At 57.1% G+C, this 20,387-nt stretch carries 24 protein-coding genes; 2 read left to right on the forward strand and 22 right to left on the reverse strand.

Going from position 1 to position 20,387, the window contains the following annotated elements; genetic code table 11:
- Positions 1-48: 48 nt before the first annotated feature.
- The 20 genes from acpT to KI228_RS01475 all read right to left on the reverse strand — a co-directional run bounded on the left by acpT (position 49) and on the right by KI228_RS01475 (position 17,180).
- On the reverse strand, positions 49-633 hold the full coding sequence (gene acpT / locus KI228_RS01380) for a 4'-phosphopantetheinyl transferase AcpT (protein ID WP_061069332.1): 585 nt from the start codon (positions 631-633) through the stop codon (positions 49-51).
- Between the two features lies 1 nt (position 634).
- Entirely contained in the window at positions 635-1,864 is a 1,230-nt protein-coding gene (locus KI228_RS01385) for a beta-ketoacyl-ACP synthase (RefSeq protein WP_061069331.1), read from the reverse strand.
- A complete protein-coding gene (locus KI228_RS01390; protein WP_125339339.1) occupies positions 1,861-2,592 on the reverse strand; it encodes a 3-ketoacyl-ACP reductase FabG2 in 732 nt (243 codons plus the stop codon). The genes KI228_RS01385 and KI228_RS01390 overlap by 4 nt, the downstream gene beginning before the upstream one ends.
- Positions 2,589-3,065 carry a hotdog family protein gene (locus tag KI228_RS01395; RefSeq protein WP_044263913.1) on the reverse strand — a complete coding sequence of 159 codons (477 nt, stop codon included), beginning with the start codon at positions 3,063-3,065 and terminating at the stop codon, positions 2,589-2,591. The genes KI228_RS01390 and KI228_RS01395 overlap by 4 nt, the downstream gene beginning before the upstream one ends.
- The gene (locus KI228_RS01400) at positions 3,062-4,231 is read right to left on the reverse strand and encodes a beta-ketoacyl-[acyl-carrier-protein] synthase family protein (RefSeq protein ID WP_061069329.1); all 1,170 of its coding nucleotides are present in this window, start codon (positions 4,229-4,231) and stop codon (positions 3,062-3,064) included. The genes KI228_RS01395 and KI228_RS01400 overlap by 4 nt, the downstream gene beginning before the upstream one ends.
- Before the next feature lies 1 nt (position 4,232).
- Positions 4,233-4,889 (reverse strand): DUF3261 domain-containing protein, encoded by a 657-nt coding sequence (locus KI228_RS01405; RefSeq protein WP_371320511.1) that lies wholly within the window; start codon positions 4,887-4,889, stop codon positions 4,233-4,235.
- Positions 4,889-7,207 (reverse strand): MMPL family transporter, encoded by a 2,319-nt coding sequence (locus KI228_RS01410; RefSeq protein ID WP_061069328.1) that lies wholly within the window; start codon positions 7,205-7,207, stop codon positions 4,889-4,891. The genes KI228_RS01405 and KI228_RS01410 overlap by 1 nt, the downstream gene beginning before the upstream one ends.
- Positions 7,176-7,781, reverse strand: a complete 606-nt coding sequence (locus tag KI228_RS01415; RefSeq protein WP_212807537.1) for a LolA family protein — start codon at positions 7,779-7,781, stop codon at positions 7,176-7,178. Before KI228_RS01415 ends, KI228_RS01410 begins: the two co-directional genes overlap by 32 nt.
- A complete protein-coding gene (locus KI228_RS01420) occupies positions 7,778-8,200 on the reverse strand; it encodes an acyl-CoA thioesterase (protein WP_042998503.1) in 423 nt (140 codons plus the stop codon). Before KI228_RS01420 ends, KI228_RS01415 begins: the two co-directional genes overlap by 4 nt.
- A gap of 3 nt (positions 8,201-8,203) precedes the next feature.
- Positions 8,204-9,895 (reverse strand): glycosyltransferase family 2 protein, encoded by a 1,692-nt coding sequence (locus KI228_RS01425; RefSeq protein ID WP_061069327.1) that lies wholly within the window; start codon positions 9,893-9,895, stop codon positions 8,204-8,206.
- The gene (locus KI228_RS01430; RefSeq protein ID WP_044263902.1) at positions 9,886-10,239 is read right to left on the reverse strand and encodes an ApeI family dehydratase; all 354 of its coding nucleotides are present in this window, start codon (positions 10,237-10,239) and stop codon (positions 9,886-9,888) included. Before KI228_RS01430 ends, KI228_RS01425 begins: the two co-directional genes overlap by 10 nt.
- On the reverse strand, positions 10,226-11,587 hold the full coding sequence (locus KI228_RS01435) for an AMP-binding protein (protein ID WP_061069326.1): 1,362 nt from the start codon (positions 11,585-11,587) through the stop codon (positions 10,226-10,228). Before KI228_RS01435 ends, KI228_RS01430 begins: the two co-directional genes overlap by 14 nt.
- Positions 11,584-12,156 (reverse strand): COG4648 family protein, encoded by a 573-nt coding sequence (locus KI228_RS01440; protein ID WP_044263899.1) that lies wholly within the window; start codon positions 12,154-12,156, stop codon positions 11,584-11,586. Before KI228_RS01440 ends, KI228_RS01435 begins: the two co-directional genes overlap by 4 nt.
- 6 nt (positions 12,157-12,162) lie before the next feature.
- Positions 12,163-12,414: an acyl carrier protein gene (locus KI228_RS01445; RefSeq protein ID WP_042998498.1), complete on the reverse strand. Its 252-nt coding sequence runs from the start codon at positions 12,412-12,414 to the stop codon at positions 12,163-12,165.
- 12 nt (positions 12,415-12,426) lie between these two features.
- Positions 12,427-12,684, reverse strand: coding sequence for a phosphopantetheine-binding protein (locus KI228_RS01450; RefSeq protein WP_042998497.1), 258 nt, complete (start codon positions 12,682-12,684; stop codon positions 12,427-12,429).
- Entirely contained in the window at positions 12,665-13,498 is an 834-nt protein-coding gene (locus KI228_RS01455) for a lysophospholipid acyltransferase family protein (protein ID WP_369700151.1), read from the reverse strand. Before KI228_RS01455 ends, KI228_RS01450 begins: the two co-directional genes overlap by 20 nt.
- Positions 13,477-14,199, reverse strand: coding sequence for a beta-ketoacyl synthase chain length factor (locus KI228_RS01460; RefSeq protein ID WP_061069325.1), 723 nt, complete (start codon positions 14,197-14,199; stop codon positions 13,477-13,479). The genes KI228_RS01455 and KI228_RS01460 overlap by 22 nt, the downstream gene beginning before the upstream one ends.
- 54 nt (positions 14,200-14,253) lie before the next feature.
- Entirely contained in the window at positions 14,254-15,315 is a 1,062-nt protein-coding gene (locus KI228_RS01465; RefSeq protein ID WP_044263895.1) for a methyltransferase, read from the reverse strand.
- Between the two features lie 68 nt (positions 15,316-15,383).
- Positions 15,384-15,761, reverse strand: a complete 378-nt coding sequence (locus tag KI228_RS01470) for a hypothetical protein (protein WP_125340073.1) — start codon at positions 15,759-15,761, stop codon at positions 15,384-15,386.
- A 369-nt stretch (positions 15,762-16,130) separates the two neighbouring features.
- Positions 16,131-17,180: an AI-2E family transporter gene (locus KI228_RS01475; RefSeq protein ID WP_104010278.1), complete on the reverse strand. Its 1,050-nt coding sequence runs from the start codon at positions 17,178-17,180 to the stop codon at positions 16,131-16,133.
- 97 nt (positions 17,181-17,277) lie between these two features.
- Between KI228_RS01475 and KI228_RS01480 the strand changes: the two genes are divergently transcribed.
- Complete coding sequence (locus KI228_RS01480) at positions 17,278-18,528, forward strand: MFS transporter (protein WP_071888335.1); 1,251 nt, start codon at positions 17,278-17,280, stop codon at positions 18,526-18,528.
- A gap of 3 nt (positions 18,529-18,531) precedes the next feature.
- Here the strand turns inward: KI228_RS01480 and KI228_RS01485 are convergent, their stop codons facing one another.
- Both KI228_RS01485 and KI228_RS01490 read right to left on the reverse strand, forming a co-directional pair.
- A complete protein-coding gene (locus tag KI228_RS01485; RefSeq protein ID WP_044327800.1) occupies positions 18,532-19,089 on the reverse strand; it encodes a DcrB family lipoprotein in 558 nt (185 codons plus the stop codon).
- 77 nt (positions 19,090-19,166) lie between these two features.
- On the reverse strand, positions 19,167-19,832 hold the full coding sequence (locus KI228_RS01490) for a 7-cyano-7-deazaguanine/7-aminomethyl-7-deazaguanine transporter (RefSeq protein ID WP_061069324.1): 666 nt from the start codon (positions 19,830-19,832) through the stop codon (positions 19,167-19,169).
- 306 nt (positions 19,833-20,138) lie between these two features.
- Between KI228_RS01490 and tusA the strand changes: the two genes are divergently transcribed.
- Positions 20,139-20,384, forward strand: a complete 246-nt coding sequence (gene tusA / locus KI228_RS01495; protein ID WP_042323034.1) for a sulfurtransferase TusA — start codon at positions 20,139-20,141, stop codon at positions 20,382-20,384.
- Positions 20,385-20,387: the final 3 nt, after the last annotated feature.

Raw genomic sequence — 20,387 nt, forward strand, 5'->3', positions numbered from 1 at the left:
AAGAGCGGTCAAACACGCGAATTATACGAAAATCGTATGTTTGCGATGTCAGACCGTTTCCAGCCACTGCACCGCGTCTGCATTCAGGGTAAAGGGCGTGGGAGTGCAGACGGCCAGGCTTAGGTTATCGAGCTGGCAATGGCTCAGCGAAAGCCCGGAGTCAAAGGTGCTGTCGACGCTGACGATCTGCCACGCGCTGCCGCCGCGCTGTTTCACGATTGCCTCTTTTTGCGTCCAGATGCGCCAGAAGGCGGCGAGCTGCCGATCCGGATGTTCCGCTTCCACTTCGGCATGTTCGCCGAGGCTGAAGACCGCATTTGCCAGCGAGCGCCAGTTGGCGCGCGGGCGGATGATTTCGAGATCGCAACCCACTTCGCCTTCGTCGCTCAGCAGCAGGGCGATATCGTCACCGCTATGGCTCAGGTTGAACCACAGCGACGTCTCGGGTGAAAACGCGGGTTTCCCCTGTTCGCCGTAAACAATCTCCGGCAGCGGCGAGAGGGTGTGGGAAAGCAGAACGCGACCGGCCAGCCAGCGTGCGCGTCGCGGACCCTGCGGCGCCAGATCGGTTAACGCAGACGGCAAGGCGCCTGCGCTGAGTGTCGAAACTTTTCCCAGTACGATCCGATACATGTCAGGACCAACGTTTAATGATGATGGACGTATTGATGCCGCCAAACGCAAAATTGTTGCTCTGTAAGAATTCACAATCAATCTTGCGGGCTTCACCCATGATGTAATCCAGCGCGCCGCAGTTGGCGTCGGGCTGTTTTAAGTTTAGCGTAGGCGCAAACCAGCCTTCACGCATCATTTGCAGACTCATCCAGGCTTCCAGCGCGCCACAGGCACCAAGGGTATGCCCAAAATAACTTTTCAGCGAGGAGATTGGCACATTATCGCCATAAATTGCGGCAGTCGCCTGACTTTCCGCAATATCGCCACGATCCGTCGCCGTGCCGTGTGCGGAAATATAGCCGATATCCAGCGCGTTTAATCCTGCCATTTTCAGCGACTGTTCCATGCAAATTTGCATGGTTTCCCGTTGTGGCTGGGTGATATGCGCGGCGTCGCAGTTGGTGGCAAACCCGATGATTTCACCGTAAATCGTCGCGCCGCGTGCTCTGGCGTGTTCCAGTTCTTCAAGGATCAACGTCCCGGCGCCTTCGCCAATCACCAGCCCATCGCGCTGTTCATCGAACGGCGACGGCGTGGTTTTCGGTTGATCGTTGCGCTGACTGGTGGCGAACAGCGTATCAAACACCGCCGCTTCCGACGGGCACAACTCTTCCGCGCCGCCTGCTACCATCACGGTTTGATAACCGTGGCGAATCGCTTCCCACGCATAGCCAATCGCCTGGCTGCCGGACGTGCAGGCGCTGGAGGTGGGGATCACGCGTCCGCGCAGGCCGAAAAACAGCCCGGTATTGACGGCGGTGGTGTGCGGCATCATCTGCACATAGGTGGTGCCGGTAATGTTATTGGTGTGCTTTTCGGTCAGCATGGTGGCAAATTCGCTCACCGGGCCAGTACTGCCGGTGGATGAGCCATACGCAATACCCGTTTCCCCGTTGGTGAGCACGTCGTCGCCAATCAGTCCAGCCTGTTCGAGCGCCAGTTCGGTGGCGCGGGTAGACATCAACGACACGCGACCCATCGCACGGATGCGCTTACGGGTGTAATGCTCCGGCAGCGTGAAATCATCGATCGGCGCGCCCAGCAGGGTATGTAGCCCGTCATAAACCTGCCACTCCGGCATTTTGCGCACGGCGTTTTCATAGGCCCGCAGTCGGGCGGAAACATCCTGCCAGTTTTCCCCAAAGGCGGTGACGCCGCCCATGCCCGTTATCACCACGCGACGTGTCATAACATCCCTCCATTGATGGAAATCACCTGACGGGTGACGTAGCTCGCCACATCCGACATCAAATAGCTGGCAAGCCCGGCGACTTCGTCCGCCTGACCCATGCGTTTCATTGGGATCATCGCCATCGCTTCCTTCAGCGCGGCCTCTTCCATTTCGATCATTCCGGTGTCGATCAGCCCCGGCGCGATGCAGTTGACGGTTATTTTGCGTTTCGCAAGTTCAATCGCCAGCGCTTTGGTGGCGCCGATAATCCCGGCTTTGGCGGCGCTGTAGTTTACCTGCCCACGATTGCCCATTACGCCGGACACCGACGACAGGGTGATAATCCGACCGCCCTGGCGCGCGCCGATCATTGGCATGATGCACGGCTGAATGACGTTATAAAAACTGTCGAGGTTAGTGTGGATCACCGTGTCCCAGTCGCTGTCGCTGAGTGCCGGGAAGGCGGCATCGCGGGCAACGCCTGCATTGCTGACTACGCCGTACCATGCGCCATACGCCTCGATATCCTGTTCCAGTACTTCGCGGCACTGCTCGCGGTTCGCCACGTCGAAACTGAGCAGACGCCCTGCGCCACCGACGGCGAGAATGGCATCCAGCGTCTCCTGCGCGCCCTGTGCATCACGATGGTAGTGGACGCCGACCACAAAGCCGTCCGCTGCCAACTGGCGGGCGATTGCGCGACCGATGCCTTTGCTGGCGCCGGTAACTAAAACTGAACGACTCATGCGGACGCTCCTTGTTGAAATAGAGAATGAAGTTCTTCTGCCGATGGCTGGAAGGTATTAACGCGGCCTGTCGCCAGTGTCTCTTCGTCGGCGGTAATCGCGCATTCGAAGCTGCCGAAACGGTCGTCCTGCATCAACAACTTAACGGTAATGGATACGGTTTTTCCTGCGGGCAGAACGCCGGCTGTGCAAATCAGTTCGCGCGCGCCGAGCACCATCCCGAGTGAGATCGCTCCCTGACCCTGCTGATGGCGGTGCCAGCCGGACCAGACGCCGACGGTCTGCGCCATCAGTTCCAGTGCGAACCAGCCGGGTAAATTGCCTTGCGGATCAAGGAATGGTGCGAGAACGCCGCCGCTCGCCACCGTGACGCAACAAATAGCGGTGTCTTCGCCCACGCGAACCACCTCTTCGAGTAGCAGCATGGGCGCGTCGTGCGGCAGGTATTCGCCGGGTGATAAATAGTGGCTCATGACATTCTCCCGAGCAGAATACTGGTGTTATTGCCGCCAAAGGCGAACGAATTCGACAAGATAAACGGGCGTTCAAGCGGCTGAGGTTGCTCGATGATGCCGCAGGGCGGCAGCGCCGGATCGCGCGGCGACAGGCTAAAGTCCTGTACTGGCAGAGGCAGGTCATGCTGCAAAATCAGCATGCTGAGCGCCGCTTCGGTAATCCCTGCCGCGCCCAGCGTGTGGCCAGTCAGGTGTTTGGTCGAGCTGCACGGGACGCGCTCGCCAAACAGCGCGTTGACCACCCTGGATTCGATCTGGTCGTTCAGCGGTGTGGCGGTGCCATGCAGATTGATGTAACCCACCTGTTCGGGGGTGAGACCGGCATTGTCCAGCGCCTGCTGGATGGCGCGAATTGCCCCAACGCCCTCCGGGTGCGGTGCCGAAATATGGTGCGCGTCGCTGGATTCCCCTACGCCAAGCAGCGCGATGGGCTGTGGCTCGCGGGTCAACAGCATCAGCGCCGCGCCTTCGCCAATAGTAATACCGCTTCGGTCGCGGGCAAACGGCAGACAGCGCGTCGGCGAGAGCGATTCGAGACTGTGGAAGCCGTTGATCGGCATCCGGCTCAGGGTATCTGCGCCGCCGACGATGGCGACGTCCACGAGATCGGATTCAATTAAGCGGCGTCCGCTGATGATAGCGCGAGCGCTGGAGGAACAGGCGGTGGAGAGGGTGAATGCCGGGCCGTCCAGCTTCAGCCAGTGGCTGAGAAAGCGCGACGGGTCGCCCAGTTCTTGTTGCGCGTACTGCCAGTGATGGCTCTCTTCGCCGTTCAGCGTCAGGTTAACGTGTGTGTCGCCTTCATCCAGACCGGACGTGCTGGTGCCGAGCACCACCGCAACCCGATCGCGACCGTAGCGCGCAATGGCCTCATCCACCTGCGGCTGGATCTGCCTGAGCGCCGCCAGCAGCAGCTGATTGTTGCGCGAACGGTGGGCGCTAAAGTCGTCTGGAATGGCGGGCAGTTCGCCGTCCACGCCAGCAAGTACCGCGTGCGGATGCCCCTGTAACCAGCCGGTGCGCGGGCGCATGCCGGGTGCAACGCCATGCGTCAGGTTGGCGGCGATTTCATCGGTATCGTTGCCCAAGGCGTTAATCATGCCCACCGCAGAAATGTAAATCATATCAGTCACCCAGATATTGAATGGTGATGTGGTATTTAAAGACATGCTGTTCGATGCTGATCGGCTCGCGCTTGCCTTTGCGGTTCAGGTAGGTGATTTCGGTCACCAGCGTGCCGCGAGCATTACGCAGTTCACGCCTGTCGCCGCTGTCCGTCAACGTCCAGCCTTTCGGCAACTGCGGCTGCCAGGTGCTAATCGGCCAGTGGCTGAGCATGACGTCAGCCAGCACCTGACTGGCGGGCGGCAATTGTGGAACCACGATGGACTGCTCGGTGTGCAACCCTTTGTCATCGTAAGTGACGAGGAACAGACGAATACCCACCGACGACAGCCCCGCCAGCGTGATTTTTTTATCATCGGCATTCAGCATCACCAGCAGCGACTGGGTTTTGCCGTTAAAGCTGCCGGTGAGCAACTGTTGAGCGTTCACTGCCGGAGAGATGCCCGGTCCAGGCAGCGTCACCCGCGTACCTGGCTCCAGCCACGCCTGCGGGCGGCCTTGCTGATCTTTTGGCGAGTGGCTGCAGCCGGTGAGTAACAGCGCAAAGAGGCCCAGCGCTAACTGCGCGATGGCGCTACGCTTATTGGGTCTACGCCAACCTGTTGACCCGCCAGGCCGGATAAGGCGTAGCCGCCATCCGGCAAAAAGATGTTTAATCATTTTCGTTTTTTCTCTCTTTTCGTCGGCATCGCCAGAGGGGAAAGCAGGAACGCGGTAAAAATGCCGCTGATCAGCACAATGCCAAAACTGCTGATCGCCTGGGTGGCGCTAAAGACCAGCATGCCGAGCGTCAGCAGAGTGGTCATCATCGCCAGCGTGATAGCCAGCAGGGAAGTGAGCGGCGTCCCACGCGGATTACTGAAAAACAGCGTGTAGTTAATGCCGATCCCCAGCACCAGTACCAGCGCCAACAGCGAGAACAGATTGACCGCATGCCCGCTCAATGCCAGCACCGCCAGACCGCAACCCAAAGAGAGCACCGACGGCACGAGGCTGACCAATCCTCTGCGCCAGCCCAACCGCGCGATCGCGCCGCAGGCAATTACCGCCAGCGCGATAAACAATAAACCGGTCAGTACGTTGCGATACAGTGCAAACAGGTTGTCAAAGGTGCTTTTGCGATCGACCCACGCGACACCGGGATATTTCTCGCTAAGCGCGTTGAGCGCAGCGCTCTGGGTCACGCCTTCCACGGGCACCAGTACACCGCTTTCGCCGTGAGGCAGGCTCAACCACAACAGTCGCCAACCTTCGCTGGCCGGGCTGGCAAGCCAGGCGTCAACGGTTACCGGCATAGGGGTTAGATCGGGATTGACCGTCGTCAGCCCGGCGTTGTTCAGGGCCTGAATGACCGTGGGTGCAGCGTTTTTCAGCAAGGCGAGATCCTGCTGCTGACGAGCCAGTGAATTCAACGGGAGCGTGCGATAGCCGTTGAGCAGTCCCTCTTTTTTCGCCTGCGCCAGCGCGGGGACAAAGGCTTCCAGCCGTTCCAGCGTCTGCTGGGCGGAGTCGCCGTACACCACAAACCACTTCTGATCGACACTCTGTCCGGTCAGCGTAGTAATGGTTTTTTCCTGCGCCAGAATGTGCTGCGGCAGCGCCTGCAACTGGGAGATATCATCATCCACGCGTAGGGTCGCCAGACCAGCCAGTGAGAAAAGCGCGAGTGCCACCGGCAAACCGACGGAGAGCGTTTTATTGCGTCGCCAGGCGGCAAGCCAGCGCAGCATCAGTACCATCGCCGGAACCGGACGCACCGGTAGCCCGCGACACAGCCACGGATGCCAGAAAATCACCGTCAGGCACGAGGCGCTCAGTCCTGCCGCCGCAAATACCGCCATCTGGCGAATGCCGGGGAAGGGGGCGAGCATCATAATCAGGTAGGCCGCGACGGTGGTCAGCAGCGCCAGCAGCAGGGCATTTCGCACTTTTGCCAGACTTTGCCAGGGCGAGGTTTCCGCGCCATGCACCATCCGTTCGGTCAGGTAATACAACGTGTAGTCGGCGGAGATGCCGATGATGCTCATGCTCATCACCAGCGTCATCAGATGCAGTTCACCGAAGAACAGCAGCGTGACGACGGTTCCCGCCAGCGCGCCAATGCCAATTGACAGCAGACACAGCAGCAGCGGGCGCAGCGAGCGGAATACCGCGACAATCAGCAGCAGCACGCCCAGCACTGTCGCCACGCCAAGCGTGGAGACATCCTGTTTTGCCTGTTGGCTGGCGTAATCGCTGTAGAATACCGTGCCACGCGACAGTAGCTGCGCCTGGGGATAGCGCGCTTTCAGCACCTCTGCAAGCGCGCTGAGCGTGGTCACCAGATGATGCGTCTGTTGCATATCGAACGACGAACCGGCCAGTTCGCCATGCAGCAGATACCAGTAATTTCCCTCGCGGTCCTGCGCCACCAGCCAGCCGTCCATCAGCCGCAGACGCTGACCATTTTCGGCCATCGACAGCTGTGAGCCGCGCATCAGCATTAGCGGGTCGTTTTGCAGCTCTTTACCGCTGACGCCGGAAAACGCGGAATAGAGCTGAGACAGGATCCATTGCGCCTGCGCGTCGCCGCCGTTTTGTAGACGGGCGCGAGTTTGCGGGTCGATCAAACCGTTGCGGTGCTGCCAAAAGAACGCGCCCCACGCCTGTTGGCTGTTGGCATCCATTGGGCCTTTTACCTCAGCCAGCGCCTGTGATTGTTGCAGCATCGCCAGCCAGTTACGGGCGATTGTCGGGTCCGCCTTTTTACCGGGACTGACCAGCCAGACCAGCTGGCGGTCAAGACGCTGCATAAAGCCGTCATTCAGGGCTGGCGGAATCGCTCCCAGCGCCTGTTTTGGCAGCATCGCCAGCACGCTGCTGTTGAGCCGCGCCTGAGGCAGCAACATCAGCAACACGCCCAGCATCATGATGCAGGCGATTCCCCATAACAGCGCGGGGCGTTTACTGGGCGGCAAAGCGTTGGCGTTCGTCATCAGTCAGTTGTGCAGGCGAGAGTTGGTGTTGGGAAAGCACGATATCCGTGCGGTCGCCCTGTTTGTCGTTTAGCTCAATACGTTCCAGATAGGTTTTTCCGGCCAGGTCGATGGTGGCAAAGATCTTATCCAGTGGCGTGGTGACAGGCGTCAGGCGTAGCGTCCAGCGGCCCTCTCCGCGATCTGCAAACTCCACGCGGAAGTTTTGCTCCAGCACTTTGCGGTCGGCCTGAAACAGCCCGCGCAGTAGGTGGTTAAACTGGAACATCTGCGGGTTGTTATCGGCGGTGATAGTCTGCGGCGGCTGACCGTTGATGGCCTGCACCATTCGCGTATCGTCCAGCAGCAATTGCATCGGGAACGGACGGGTTTGATCCCACAAAAGCCCCTGGTCGCGGGCGATCAACATCGTTCCTGCGGATCGCAGCGGCTGCGGCAGATCTTTTATCGTCCGGGTTTGATCGAAATGCGCGCGGATCACCGGCTGTTCGGTAAAGCGCTGTTGCAGTTCATCCAGTGTCAGGGCGCTGACGAACGGGCTGACGAGCAGTGCCAGCAGCGGCAGAAACCTCATGGCGTCACCCCCATTCGTTCAAACAGAATGTCCGGGCAGACGAAGCACATTTCGCGGCTTTTCTCTTCCACCGCGACCTGAATGGTGTAGCCCGTCGTCGCGCGTTTCCCGCTTTCAGCATCGAAGATTTCATAGCCAATGCGCAGGCGGTTTTCGAACTCTTCCAGACGCGCCCGCACGCGAATGCGCTGCTCAAAGGTCAGCGGATGGCGGTATTTCACGCGGGTATCCACCACGGGCCACAGGTAGCCGGAGGCTTTCATCTGGCGATAGCCATAGTCGAACTGGTTAAGCAGCGCTTCGCGGGCAATTTCGAAGTAGCGGAAGTAGTTGCCGTGCCACGCCACGCCCATCATGTCGACGTCATGAAACGGAATGGTCAGCTCGACTTCAGCCGTAAAGCGGGGATCGTTCAGCACCCTTTACTCCTTGTTTTTGGGTTCCGGCAATTGCCAGAAATCGAAAAAGTTAAACCAGTCGAGCGGCGACTGTAACGCGTAATGTTCAAGACGTTCGGCATAGCGGTCGATGGCCTGCTGTAGCGCCTGCTGGCGTTCGGCGCGCGGCAAGAGCAGCGGATCGGCGAACGGCTCGCAGTGAATGCACAGCTTCTCCTGCTGACGCAGGGCAAAGAGGAGATCCACCGGGCAGCGCAAAATCGAGGCGAGGATAAATGGCCCCTGCGGGAACGGGGCGGCTTGCCCCATGAAACGACTCCAGCAGACGCGCCATTCGCCGCCACGTTGGGGATTTACCGCAATGCGATCGCCGACAATAGCAATCCATTCCCCGCGCTCCAGCTTCTCTTTGAGCGCAATGGCGGTGTCCGGGCCGATGTCGGTCACTGGCATCAGGTTGAGTCCGGCCTGCGGGGCCATCTCTTCCATAATCTGCTTAAAACGCCGGGCATTATCGCTGAACACCAGCGCGTTGATGGTTTTGCTGCCCTGCAACTGCGCCAGCGCGCGACAGGCTTCAACATCGCCCAGGTGCGAGGCCAGCAGCAGCTTGCCGCGAGGATCGCTCACATTCAGCGCTGCTTCAGCCCCTGGCGCAAACACTACGTCGCGACCAAAATGCAGTTCACCGCGCCAACTGGCGATTTTATCGAGCATCGCGTTACCAAAACGCAGGAAGTGTTGGTAGCTGGTGAGGTTAGCCGGCACCGGTCTCTGCCGCGCGGCCAATTGCTCACGCACGCGGGCGATCCAGTTCTGTGAGGCCCGGCGAGCGGAGGACGCCGTCAGCCAGTAAACACCAACCACCGGATACAGCAGCAAGGTGAACGCCTTGCGTCCCAGCAGCCGCCAGACCAGCAACATCAGGCGCATTCCCCACAGCCCTTTCACCTCCTGCTGGCGCGCCCAGTGCGGCGACGTTCGACGCAGCAGCAGTGACGGGATGCGCGGCAACATGCCGAAGAACAGGCGCGTATGCATCAGCGAAATGCGACAGTTATCTTTGAAAGCATCGAAGTGCGACAGCCCGTCCGGCGGATAGGTCACGCGAGTCGGGACAAAATAGCTGGGGGTGCCCTGCCACCAGAGACGCACCATCACTTCGGTGTCAAAATCCATTCGCTTACCGAGCGTTACCCGCTGCGCCAGCTGGCGCGTGGGGGCGACAGGGTAGACGCGAAAGCCGCACATACTGTCTTTCAGTTGCAGGGAAAGGGTTTCAATCCATACCCAGACATGGGTTATCCAGCGCCCGTACAGACGCGAACGGGGAATGGAATCATCGTAAATCGGCTGTCCGGAGATCAGCGCGGCGGGATGGGCCTGCGCCAGTTCCAGCAGTTTTGGAATGTCTTCAATGGCATGTTGACCGTCGGCATCGACCTGGACGGCATGGGTAAATCCGGCCTCTGCTGCCGCCTCTAATCCGCGGATCACCGCCGCGCCTTTTCCGGCATTTTCCGCCAGACGGATTAAGGTCAGACCGGAGGTGTCCTCGGCGAGTCTGTCCAGTTCCTGCTGCGTGGCGGCATCGCTGCCGTCGTCCACCACAATACACGGCAGATTAAACGGCTGCAGGCGTGTCAGGACACGCGGCATCATGGCGCCGTGGTTATAGCAGGGGATCAGCACGCAGGGGGAAAAGGTTAACGACATAGCCGGATCTTCCCGCTGCTGGCGGTATGGCGCGCGTCGCCATCGTGGCGTTGATAGCTGAACGTCAGGATCTGACGCGCTTCCTGCCAGCTCAGCGTTAGCGTGACGGTGTTTTCCGGCAGCAGTGGTGCCTGGAACTTCACGTTCTGAATGCTGTGAAAACGCCAGCCGGGAGCGAGCAGAGTGGTGGCATAGTGCATCACCCAGTCAATCTGTGCGACGCCCGGCAGCAGCGGCTGCACGGCAAAATGGCCGCTAAACCAAAAAAGAGAAGGATCGAGATGCAAGACGATCTCGACCTGTTGGGGCTGTGCCTGATGGCGCTCAATTTCATGGGGTATCATGAAACAACTCCTGTAATTGCGCATAGACACGCTTATTCATACTGTTGACCGGGATTTCGTCGATAACCCGCCAGTAACGCGGTACGGCGACCGGCTCGAGCCACGGTAGCAGTGCTCGCCGCCACGTCAGCTCCTGGGTTTTTCCACCGCTGTTCTGCCAGCGCTGGCGCGCCTCGTCATCCAGTACCAGCAGTACGCCCACGCCCTGGCGACCGCCACGGGTGATCGGCAGGGCGGCGACCTCGCGGATGCCCTTTAGCTCCAGCAGGCGTTGTTCGACTTCGCTGAGCGAAATACGCTTCTCTTCAATTTTGACGACCCGTCCACGGCGTCCCATCAGGCGGAACTGACCGTTTGGCTCAAACTGCAGGATATCGTCAAGCAGCAGACCGTTAGCGTCGGCAATCAGCGGAGAAAAGACGCGAAATGCGGCATCTTCTGCGGTAAATGACACGCCTGGGAAGGGCAGCCAGGTGACATTCTCCTGCTGGCGATAGCGCCAGGCCAGAATACCGGTTTCGGTGCTGCCGTAGATTTCATCCGGCCAGACGTTCAGCCAGGCGGCGGTTTGCGTGACGTCCTGCCACGGTAACATGCCGCCAGCCGACAAAATCATTGCCACCGGCGGTGCGGGAAGCTGGTGGTCGAGACGTTTTAAAAACGCCGGGCTGCTGATAAACACATAGCGATGTTCGTGACCCAACGCAGCCAGTTGCTCCGCGTAGTAGAGCATGGATGCATGCAGCGGCAGACCGAGCGCCATTGGCAGGAAAATACGAAACGTCAGACCGTACAGATGCTGCGGCACGACGGAGGCTACCACTCTGCACCCCGCCAGGCGGTCGGCAAAGCGCGCCGCCAGCAGTTCGGCTTCATGGTCCAGACGGGCAATGGGTTTGACGATGCGCTTCGGTTGCCCCGTCGAGCCGGAGGTAAACAGCTCGACATATGCATCGTGGCGCAGGGGCGGGAAGAGGCACGCTTCATCGCTGAGCGTCATTGCTGAGCTAACCACCCACAGCGGCCCCTGCCAGCCGAGCGTTTTATCGCTCAGTACGCCATCAAACAACGCCCGCTGTTCGTCGAGCAAAGAGACGCGGTTATGCCCCGGGATCACGGGTGTTTTCCCCGCATGCAGGGTCGCCAGCAGCGCGACAATAAACAGATAGCTGTTTTCAAAACAGAGCGCCCAGCGATCGCCTTTTTGCTGTTGCAGGCGTGTCATCAACTCCGCGACATCGTGGCGCAAGTGACCGAGCGTCCAGTGGCGTTCATCCTGCCAGGCGACAGGCGTGTTCGCTGGACGGGGGGAGGTGAGCCATTCGGCAAGCGTCAGGGTCTGTTTCATTGCAAGTCTCGATTCATCATCCAATGGCGTACCAGCCATTCGCTGCCCATCAGTAACCCCATCAGCAGGTAGGCAATCATGCCATTCCATGCGGTCCACATTGCCATATCGCCGTGGAGGGCGGTAAACAACGCCACGCCGCCGTTGAAGATAAAAAAGGCGCACCAGATCTGCGTCACCCGGCGGGTGTAACGCACCGCCACAGCCGGGAGTTGGGGATCGCGCAGTCGCGCCAGTCGTTCAACGATGGGCATCGATGACCAGAGCGAACCGCCAAAAACGGCAAGCATGACGGCATTCACCACAACCGGATAAAACAGCAGAAGCTGATGGGTTTTAAGCAGGTAGCTGGCGACGCACAGGGTGATACCCACTGCGGCCACCACCTGGGTGACGACGCGCAGCGGACCCGCCTGTCGCCGGGTCTGGCGAAAGCGTAAGAACAGCAATAGTGCCATCAGCGGCAGTAACCACTGCAGGCTGTGGTGCGCCAGGCCAAACCAAATCAGGAAAGGCCAGGCAAGCAGCAGAACGCCTGTCAGCACAGGCAACGCGCGAACGCCCGACACGGCGAATCAGGCTTCTTTAAGCAGGCGTTCTACCGCGTCAACGACATCCTGCACGGTGCGTACGGCTTTGAACTCTTCCGGTTTGATCTTCTTACCGGTTTTCTTTTGCAGATGGACTATCATGTCGACGGCGTCGATGCTGTCCAGCTCAAGATCGTCGTACAGACGCGCTTCAGGTTTGATCTCCTGCGGGTCTATCTCAAACAGCTTAACCAGCAGCGCAGAGACTTCGTTATAAATGGCGTGTTGATCGGTCATAACGGACTCTCCTCAGGCACGTTGCGCATTAATGAACGATGCCAGCGTGGCGACGGAGAAGAAGTGCTGGCGCATCTCTTCACTTTCCGCAGACAGCACCACGCCGTACTGATTTTTTACCGCCAGTCCCAGTTCCAGGGCATCAATCGAGTCCAGCCCCAGGCCGTCGCCAAACAGCGCCGCCTCGGTGTCAATGTCGTCTGTTGACAGTTCGTCCAGATTCAATGTTGTTATGATGAGATTTTTAATTTCAAGATAAAGCGCTTGCATCATTAATTCCTGAGAGAGGTAACGTACCTGGTTGTAATTGAAGCAAAAGATGCCGGTTTAGCTGTCTTGCCGCCAGCGCCGGTTCTTGTAAATTTGCGTCGTAAAAGTGGTCGATCTTTACCCGCTCGCGTACCTCGACGGTAAACAGCGGTTTTACGGGCGGCACCTGATACCATTTGCTTTCTTTATCCAGCATGCGCTGGCTGCAATGGATGGTCACCACGCGAATATCGCTGCCGCAGCGCACGGCGATATTCGCCGCGCCGCGTTGCAGCGTCATGGTCTCGCCGGGGCGAGTGCGGGTGCCTTCGGGGAAAATTAAAATCGTATCGCCCTGCGCCAGGCGTTGCTGACTGGCCGGTAACAGGGCGTCGGCTTGGCTGTTCACCAGATAATCCGCAGCACGCACTACGCCGCTGAGGAACGGGTTCTTCAGCAGCGCGCTCTTCACCAGACAGTCTGTTTCGGGCATTACCGACGCCAGCAGGACATAATCGATCAGGGTGGGGTGATTGGCGACCACCAGACATCCGCGTTCCTGACGCAAAATATCCACCCCGTTCATCTGATAATCCAGCACGCCCAGCACTCGGGTTACCGTTAAAAAGAGACGGAAGCTGGCGGCAATGCTGCGTCGGGCAATGCGGCGACGCCGGGCATTGTCCCATACGAACACTAATAAAACGTTAAACCAGACGACCGAAAGCAGCAGCCCGCCGAGTCCGAAGAGGGCGAAGCAGAAGCCGGTCATGGCGATTCGCCAGAGTCGGTTCAGCGTGGAGATAACCCCTTTCATGACCGACTCCAGTGCCAGTTCACTCGCTCACCCGGAAGGCTAAACGAGCGGGAATTCTGCAAATAGTGCTGTAAAAACAACAGGCTTTGCGGGAGTGGCGTTTCAGCGCCAGCCTGAGCCGGTTCGCTCTGACACACCCAGTCGTTACCTGCTTCGCAGACCAGCGCGGTAGCGTACGGCCAGGTTGGCATATTTTCCGGAAGGCACGGGTGGTAAAACTCGGGAAGAAAACCGTCGAAATCGACCATCAGCACGCGCTGATAACCCGCCTGTAGCAGGCAGATGACTTCACATAGCCCCTGCTGGAAGGTATCGCGCCCGGCGGAAAGTGAAGACGAGACGATAGGGTATTTAGCCGCGATAGTCAGGTTGCCCACCGCTGAATTGTGTACCGACAGGGCAAAATCGGTCGGCGAGAGCGCCTGTTCTGTCGCCAGCGCGTGCAGAATCCGGTAGTTACGTTCGAGCTCTCCGTGGCGACTGGTGTATAGCACCGCATCAATATCGTGGCGACGCAACATCGCCAGTCCGCACTCGACGGCCAGTTTACTGCCGGAGCTTAGACGACGGGCGGTCATCATCGGCAGTTCACGCAGTTTGCCTTGTGCCGCCGACGGATCGATGGCGTGCGGATGCCGTGACCATTGCAGCCACTGTATCAATTCGCTCAGACCTGGCGCCATCGCCCGCCAGTCGGTAATGTTTAGTGAGAATTTCATCAACGCGCGTCCGCGGTAAACCGGTGATTCCAGTAGCGTTCAGATGCTACTTTGTTATTTTTTCTTTTGACATATCAATAAGGTATGTCCAACGCCTAAGTTGTCGTGGCGTTCGTCCACCTGGAACCCTGCCTTGTCCAGATAGCCATAAAATTTCTCTGCGCTGTAGAAACGGCTGTTGCCGTTCGCCATGCAGGTAAAATAAAGCGAAGACGCATTCAAACTGAATGAGGCGGCTTCAAAACGCTGCGCATCCCAGAACAGCTCCATAATGCACAGTCTTGCGCCGGGTTTCATCACACGGGCAACCTTGCTGAGCATGGCGACAATTTGCTCCGGTGAAAAACAGTCAAGAAATTGACTCATCCACCAGATATCGGCCTCAGTGGGTAAAGGCGCATCGCCAAGCATATCCACCGCATGAAAACCGATGCGATCGGATAATCCTGCATTTTCGATATTTTCGCGGGCAAGTGCAATTTGTTGTGGCAAATCTAATAACGTTATCGCGATATTTTCGTCGAATTGACTACAGCGTATTGCCCATTTTCCCGTATTTCCGCCTACATCGTACAGGGTTGCAGGACAACTGGCGAATACATGCGGTAATGCGGCGTCAAACGCCCCATCAGAATAGTAATGATCGAAGGCGAACCAACTTTCACGCGCGGACGGCGGTAATTGCGACAATGCCGGATAAATAGTTGGCCAGTCGCCAAACACTTTTAACCCGGACGGTTTTCCTTCTTTCAGAGCATTCTCTAAAAAGAACAATCCCTGATAACAGACGTCGTGGGTGAAATCCATATTCACGCGAGTCATCGTGTCATGCAAAAGGAAATGTCCGATTTTCGCCAGATAATAGCGTCCCGCTTTATGGGTGATGATGCGTCCGCTTAATCCCATATCCAGCAAGACACCGACTGCATATTCGTTAACGTGACTGTTTTCGGTGATCTCTTCCAGTGTTGCACCCTGTTTTCCCTGGCGGTCAAGATACGCCAGCACATCAGCATTTCGCAGGCAAAGTGCGGTTTGAAACAGCATGGGGGCGAAGGCGATACGCTGCGCTTCCGTGATCGCATCCAGTGCGCTGAGGGAGTCCTGTTCGTACATAGCGAGTACAACCTGTTAAAAGACAAAAAGAGGTTATCGGGCCGCAAACGACCCGACTTTAGGAGATATTACAGACCCGCACCCGCAGACAGGTTCAACTGAATATCTTTATCCAGGTTACGGACCCAACGGTTGTAGTTTTTATGAATTTTACCGCCAGAAGCCTGCAGGTTGAAGCTGCTGTCGTATTTGATATCGTAGCTGGAGGCGGTGTAGGTAATACGCACTTCTGCAACGTGGTCGCGAGACTGCTGACGCGCTTTGATCACGCCCGGACCCGCTTCCGTCATGATCCATTTACGCTGAACGCCTGCTTTCAGGATCGCGTTTTTCACCTGATCCTGAGTATGGCCTGCGGTCACCGAAGAGTGCACCTGATCGATGGGGGCAGTACGCGCACAACCTGCCAGCGCACCGACAACGGCAATCGCCGCAAACCACTTAATGTATTGTTTCATGAAAACTCCCTATCAAAATTACTATTTATATTAACGTTGAATGCATTTCTGAATTGCGTTTTAGTTACAATGATACCGACTATTTTTAATGTTAACTTTGACGGGACACCGTGAAAATTCTGAAATTAATTCATGCAGGCTGAAGACGTTTATCTTCCGGATTATCATGGTATTAGTTAATTTTCACTTAAATTAAATTGTCGATACCATTTAATTTGAATTAAATGCACTGCGGAAAAACCTGGAACTCATTTCGCGAAGGAAACCGCGCTTATTGAAACATCCAGGTAACAAAAGCGCGCCTTATAATACTTTCACCGGTAAGGGAATAAAACTACCCTGGTTGGTAGGGCGGGTTTATCCCGGTAATCGATTTTTCGGTCGCCCAGGGCCCAGTAATATTGCCAGTTTGCTGCCGCCCGTTGTGGTCTCCATCCAGATTTTACAGACGCTGGTCAGGGGAACGGAGAGCAACATCCCCACCGGGCCGAGCAACCAGCCCCAGATCAGTAAAGAAAGGAACACCACCAGCGTCGACATGCCCAGGCGATGCCCCATCATGCGCGGTTCAACCATGTTGCCCAATACCATATGGACCACCAGGAACAGCGCCCCCACCAGCACACACTCATAAACGCCGTTGAAAAGCAGCGCCTGAACCATCGGTGGAACGGCGGAAATCACCGAGCCAATATTGGGTACATAGTTCAGCAGGAACGCCAGCACTCCCCACATCAGGGCAAACTGAATGTTCATCAGTTCCAGCCCCAACCAGACAATGACCCCGGTCCACAGGCTGAGCAGCGTTTTTAACGCCAGATAGTGAGAGACCCCCTTCAGCGCCCTGTGCAGTCCGGCGATGTGGATTTGCGGATTGTGCAGTGCAAAACGCATTTTGTAGGGCACATGGCGGACCTCAAACAACATAAAGACAACCGTCATCACCAACAACACAACGCTGGCCATCGCCCCCGAGAGGCCGGTCATCAGCGTGGTGGTGAAGGTGACAATTTTCTCCGAATCCATGCGTTGCAACATGCGCTCTGGCGACATATGCAGATTCAGAAATGGCATCATATCTTGCAGATACAAAAGCTTACGTGTCAGCTCCTTGTTGTATTTCGGCAGCATGGCAATAAATTCATTCACCGAGGCCGCCAGCACGCCAATCAGCGCGGTGAGCACGAACAGCATCACGACCATCACAATGGTGATCGCCACCGGGCGTTTCACTCCCCGCCGGATAAACCAGGTGACCAGTGGATTGAGGACAATGGCGAAAAAGAGCGCCAGTAATAGTTGCACAATGATATCTGCGGCGGCGTGGATCCCGGCGAGAATGACGACCAGCGAGGCCAGTTTGAGCAGAATATGTAGACCGGCTTTGTCGGGTTGAGGGGTTGTCATGTTTACATCCTTTTTTGATTTTCATTAAGTGTAGCGGCTCGCTGGCTGCCGATATTCCTAATCTGGCTGCTGATTTTCCCGGCGTGGCGTGGTAGAAATGAAACATTGTTGTAAAAACGTGGTGATCCCCATGCCCGAACCCGTCGCTGAACCGGCGCTTACTGGATTGCGCCTCAATCTGCGCATTGTTTCTGTTGTGATGTTCAACTGTGCCAGCTACCTGACCATCGGCCTGCCGCTCGCGGTTTTGCCTGGCTATGTGCATGATGTTATGGGGTTTAGCGCCTTCTGGGCGGGGCTGGTCATCAGCCTGCAATACTTCGCGACTTTGCTCAGTCGCCCTCATGCCGGACGCTATGCTGATCTGCTCGGGCCAAAAAAGATTGTGGTTTTTGGCCTGTGCGGCTGTTTTCTCAGCGGGGCGGGCTATTTTCTGGCAGGAAGCGCCAGTAGCTGGCCGGTTGTCAGTTTGCTGCTGCTGTGTCTGGGCCGCGTGATTCTGGGGATTGGACAGAGTTTCGCCGGGACCGGCTCGACGCTATGGGGTGTTGGCGTGGTGGGCTCGTTGCACATCGGGCGGGTGATTTCCTGGAACGGTATTGTGACTTACGGGGCGATGGCGGTCGGCGCGCCGCTCGGCGTGCTGTTTTACCGTTGGGGCGGACTACAGGGATTAGCGCTGATTATCATGGGTATCGCGCTGCTGGCCATTTTGTTAGCGATTCCGCGCCCTGCGGTGAAAGCGAGCAAAGGGAAGCCTTTGCCGTTTCGCGCGGTGCTTGGACGCGTCTGGCTATACGGAATGGCCCTGGCGCTGGCCTCGGCGGGTTTCGGGGTGATAGCCACCTTTATCACGCTGTTCTATGACGCCAAAGGCTGGGATGGCGCGGCATTCGCGCTCACCCTGTTTAGCTGTGCGTTTGTCGGAACGCGTTTGCTGTTTCCCAACGGCATCAATCGCCTGGGCGGTCTGAATGTGGCGATGATCTGCTTTAGCGTCGAGATAGTCGGACTGCTGCTTGTGGGAGTGGCGATGATGCCGTGGATGGCAAAAATCGGTGTGCTGCTGACAGGAATGGGTTTTTCGCTGGTCTTCCCGGCGCTTGGCGTGGTGGCGGTCAAAGCGGTGCCGCAGCAGAATCAGGGCTCGGCGCTGGCGACGTATACGGTGTTTATGGATCTGTCGCTGGGGGTGACGGGACCGTTGGCTGGGCTGGTGATGACCTGGGCTGGCGTGCCGGTCATTTACCTGGCGGCGGCAGGGCTGGTGGCGGTTGCGTTGCTGCTAACCTGGCGGTTAAAAAAACGGCCTCTGCAGGAATCGCCAGAGGCCGTCTCGTCGTCCTGATGGTTACTGAATAACCAGCGTATTGATGATGTTTTCAGCGGCCGTCTGCGCTTTCTGCTGGTCGTCCGCTGGCAGCGTAATTTGCAGAGTCAGCAGTTGGTTATCGACTTTTCCCAGCACCACAGAAGAGTAAGCGGTCTGGCCTTTCGCCGAGATGATGCTGTCTAACTGTTGCAGCGTGTGACCTTTCAGCTCGATGGATTTGTTGGTCACCACCTGCAACTGCGGGTCACGGCTGCGCTGCTGATCTTCAAGGCGTTTTGCCAGCACGGACAGCTCTTCGTTGGTGTTATCACCGACGATGACAATCACCGCTTTCTGGCCGGTCGCGTCAGAGTAGACGTGCATATTGTTGGCCTGCGTACCCAGCTTGCCACTCTGGTCCGTCATATCTGCCGGCAGTGAGAAACTCAGTTTGCCATCCAGCAGAGAAACCGGCTGACCGGTTGCGTTGCTTTCTGCCGCCGTGCCTTCTGCCGGCGCTTTTGTATCACTATTATCACAGGCCGCCAGCCCCATAACCAGCAGGCCAATACCGACATATTTAACCAGATTACGCATTGACTTCTTCCTTTCGATAAACGGCCATAACGGCGCATCCGTTCATCTTATCACAACCCGGAAAAGGAACCTTTAGCTCAACTTGTCTGCATCGCCGGGATTTCAGATTTATCTGCCAGTTTTTTCAGCAACATATTCAGCAATACGCCATACATCGGCAGGAAGAACAGGATGCTGATCAGCACTTTGAAACAGTAATCGACGATGGCGATTTCCATCCAGTGCTCGGCCATGAAGGCATCCGGACTGCGCCAGAAGGCAATGAAGAAAAAGGCAAGGGTATCGCTGACGTTGCCAAACAGCGTTGAGGCGGTCGGGGCCATCCACCAGCGGCGGTTCTGTCGCAGGCCGTTAAAGACATGCACATCGAGAATTTGTCCCAGTGCGTAGGCCATAAAGCTGGCGACTGCGATACGGGCGACAAACAGATTGAAGTGCATCAGTGCCCCGAATCCCTGCCAGGATCCCATATAGAACAGCGACGAAATCACATAAGAGATCAGCAACGCTGGCATCATCACCGCAAAGATAATTCGACGGGCCAATGGCGCGCCAAAAATGCGCACGGTCAGATCGGTAGCGAGGAAAATAAACGGAAAGCTAAACGCACCCCATGTGGTATGGAAACCAAAAATGGAGACCGGGAGCTGGACCAGATAGTTACTGGAGGTGATCACCAGCAGATGGAATAGCGATAGCCAGAACAACGCTTTTACGCGCTGCGATTGTGTGAACGGAGCCATATTGTACCTTTTTAATTGATGATTGGGGTGAGGGAACCCAATTCGTGCCAGATGCTATTTTACTTGCCATTTTGCTCTCGGGCAGTGCTCGCGCTCCTCACGTACGACGTGTACGCTCCGGGCGCTGTGCGCTGACCTTAAACAAACTGATGGCGCCTATAACGCGTCTTCCTTTTTTCAGGCCGCCGCATAATACTGCTTTGCGGTGGCATTGCAATGGCTATTTTTCACGCAATCGTTAACCTGATTGGCTTACTTCCGAACTGAGCGTAAACTACAGCCGTTTTTTTAGTGAATGAGACCACGATGAGCGATCTGTTTTCCTCTCCCGACCATACTCTTGATGCCCAGGGGCTCCGCTGCCCGGAACCGGTGATGATGGTGCGTAAAACCGTACGTAACATGCAGACCGGCGAAACGCTGCTGATTGTGGCGGACGATCCGGCGACCACCCGCGACATTCCCGGCTTCTGTACGTTTATGGAGCATGAGCTGGTGGCAAAAGAGACCGACTCCCTGCCGTACCGCTATCTGGTGCGTAAAGGCCAGTGATCT

The sequence above is a fragment of the Citrobacter amalonaticus genome, assembly GCF_018323885.1.
Lineage (GTDB): Bacteria > Pseudomonadota > Gammaproteobacteria > Enterobacterales > Enterobacteriaceae > Citrobacter_A > Citrobacter_A amalonaticus.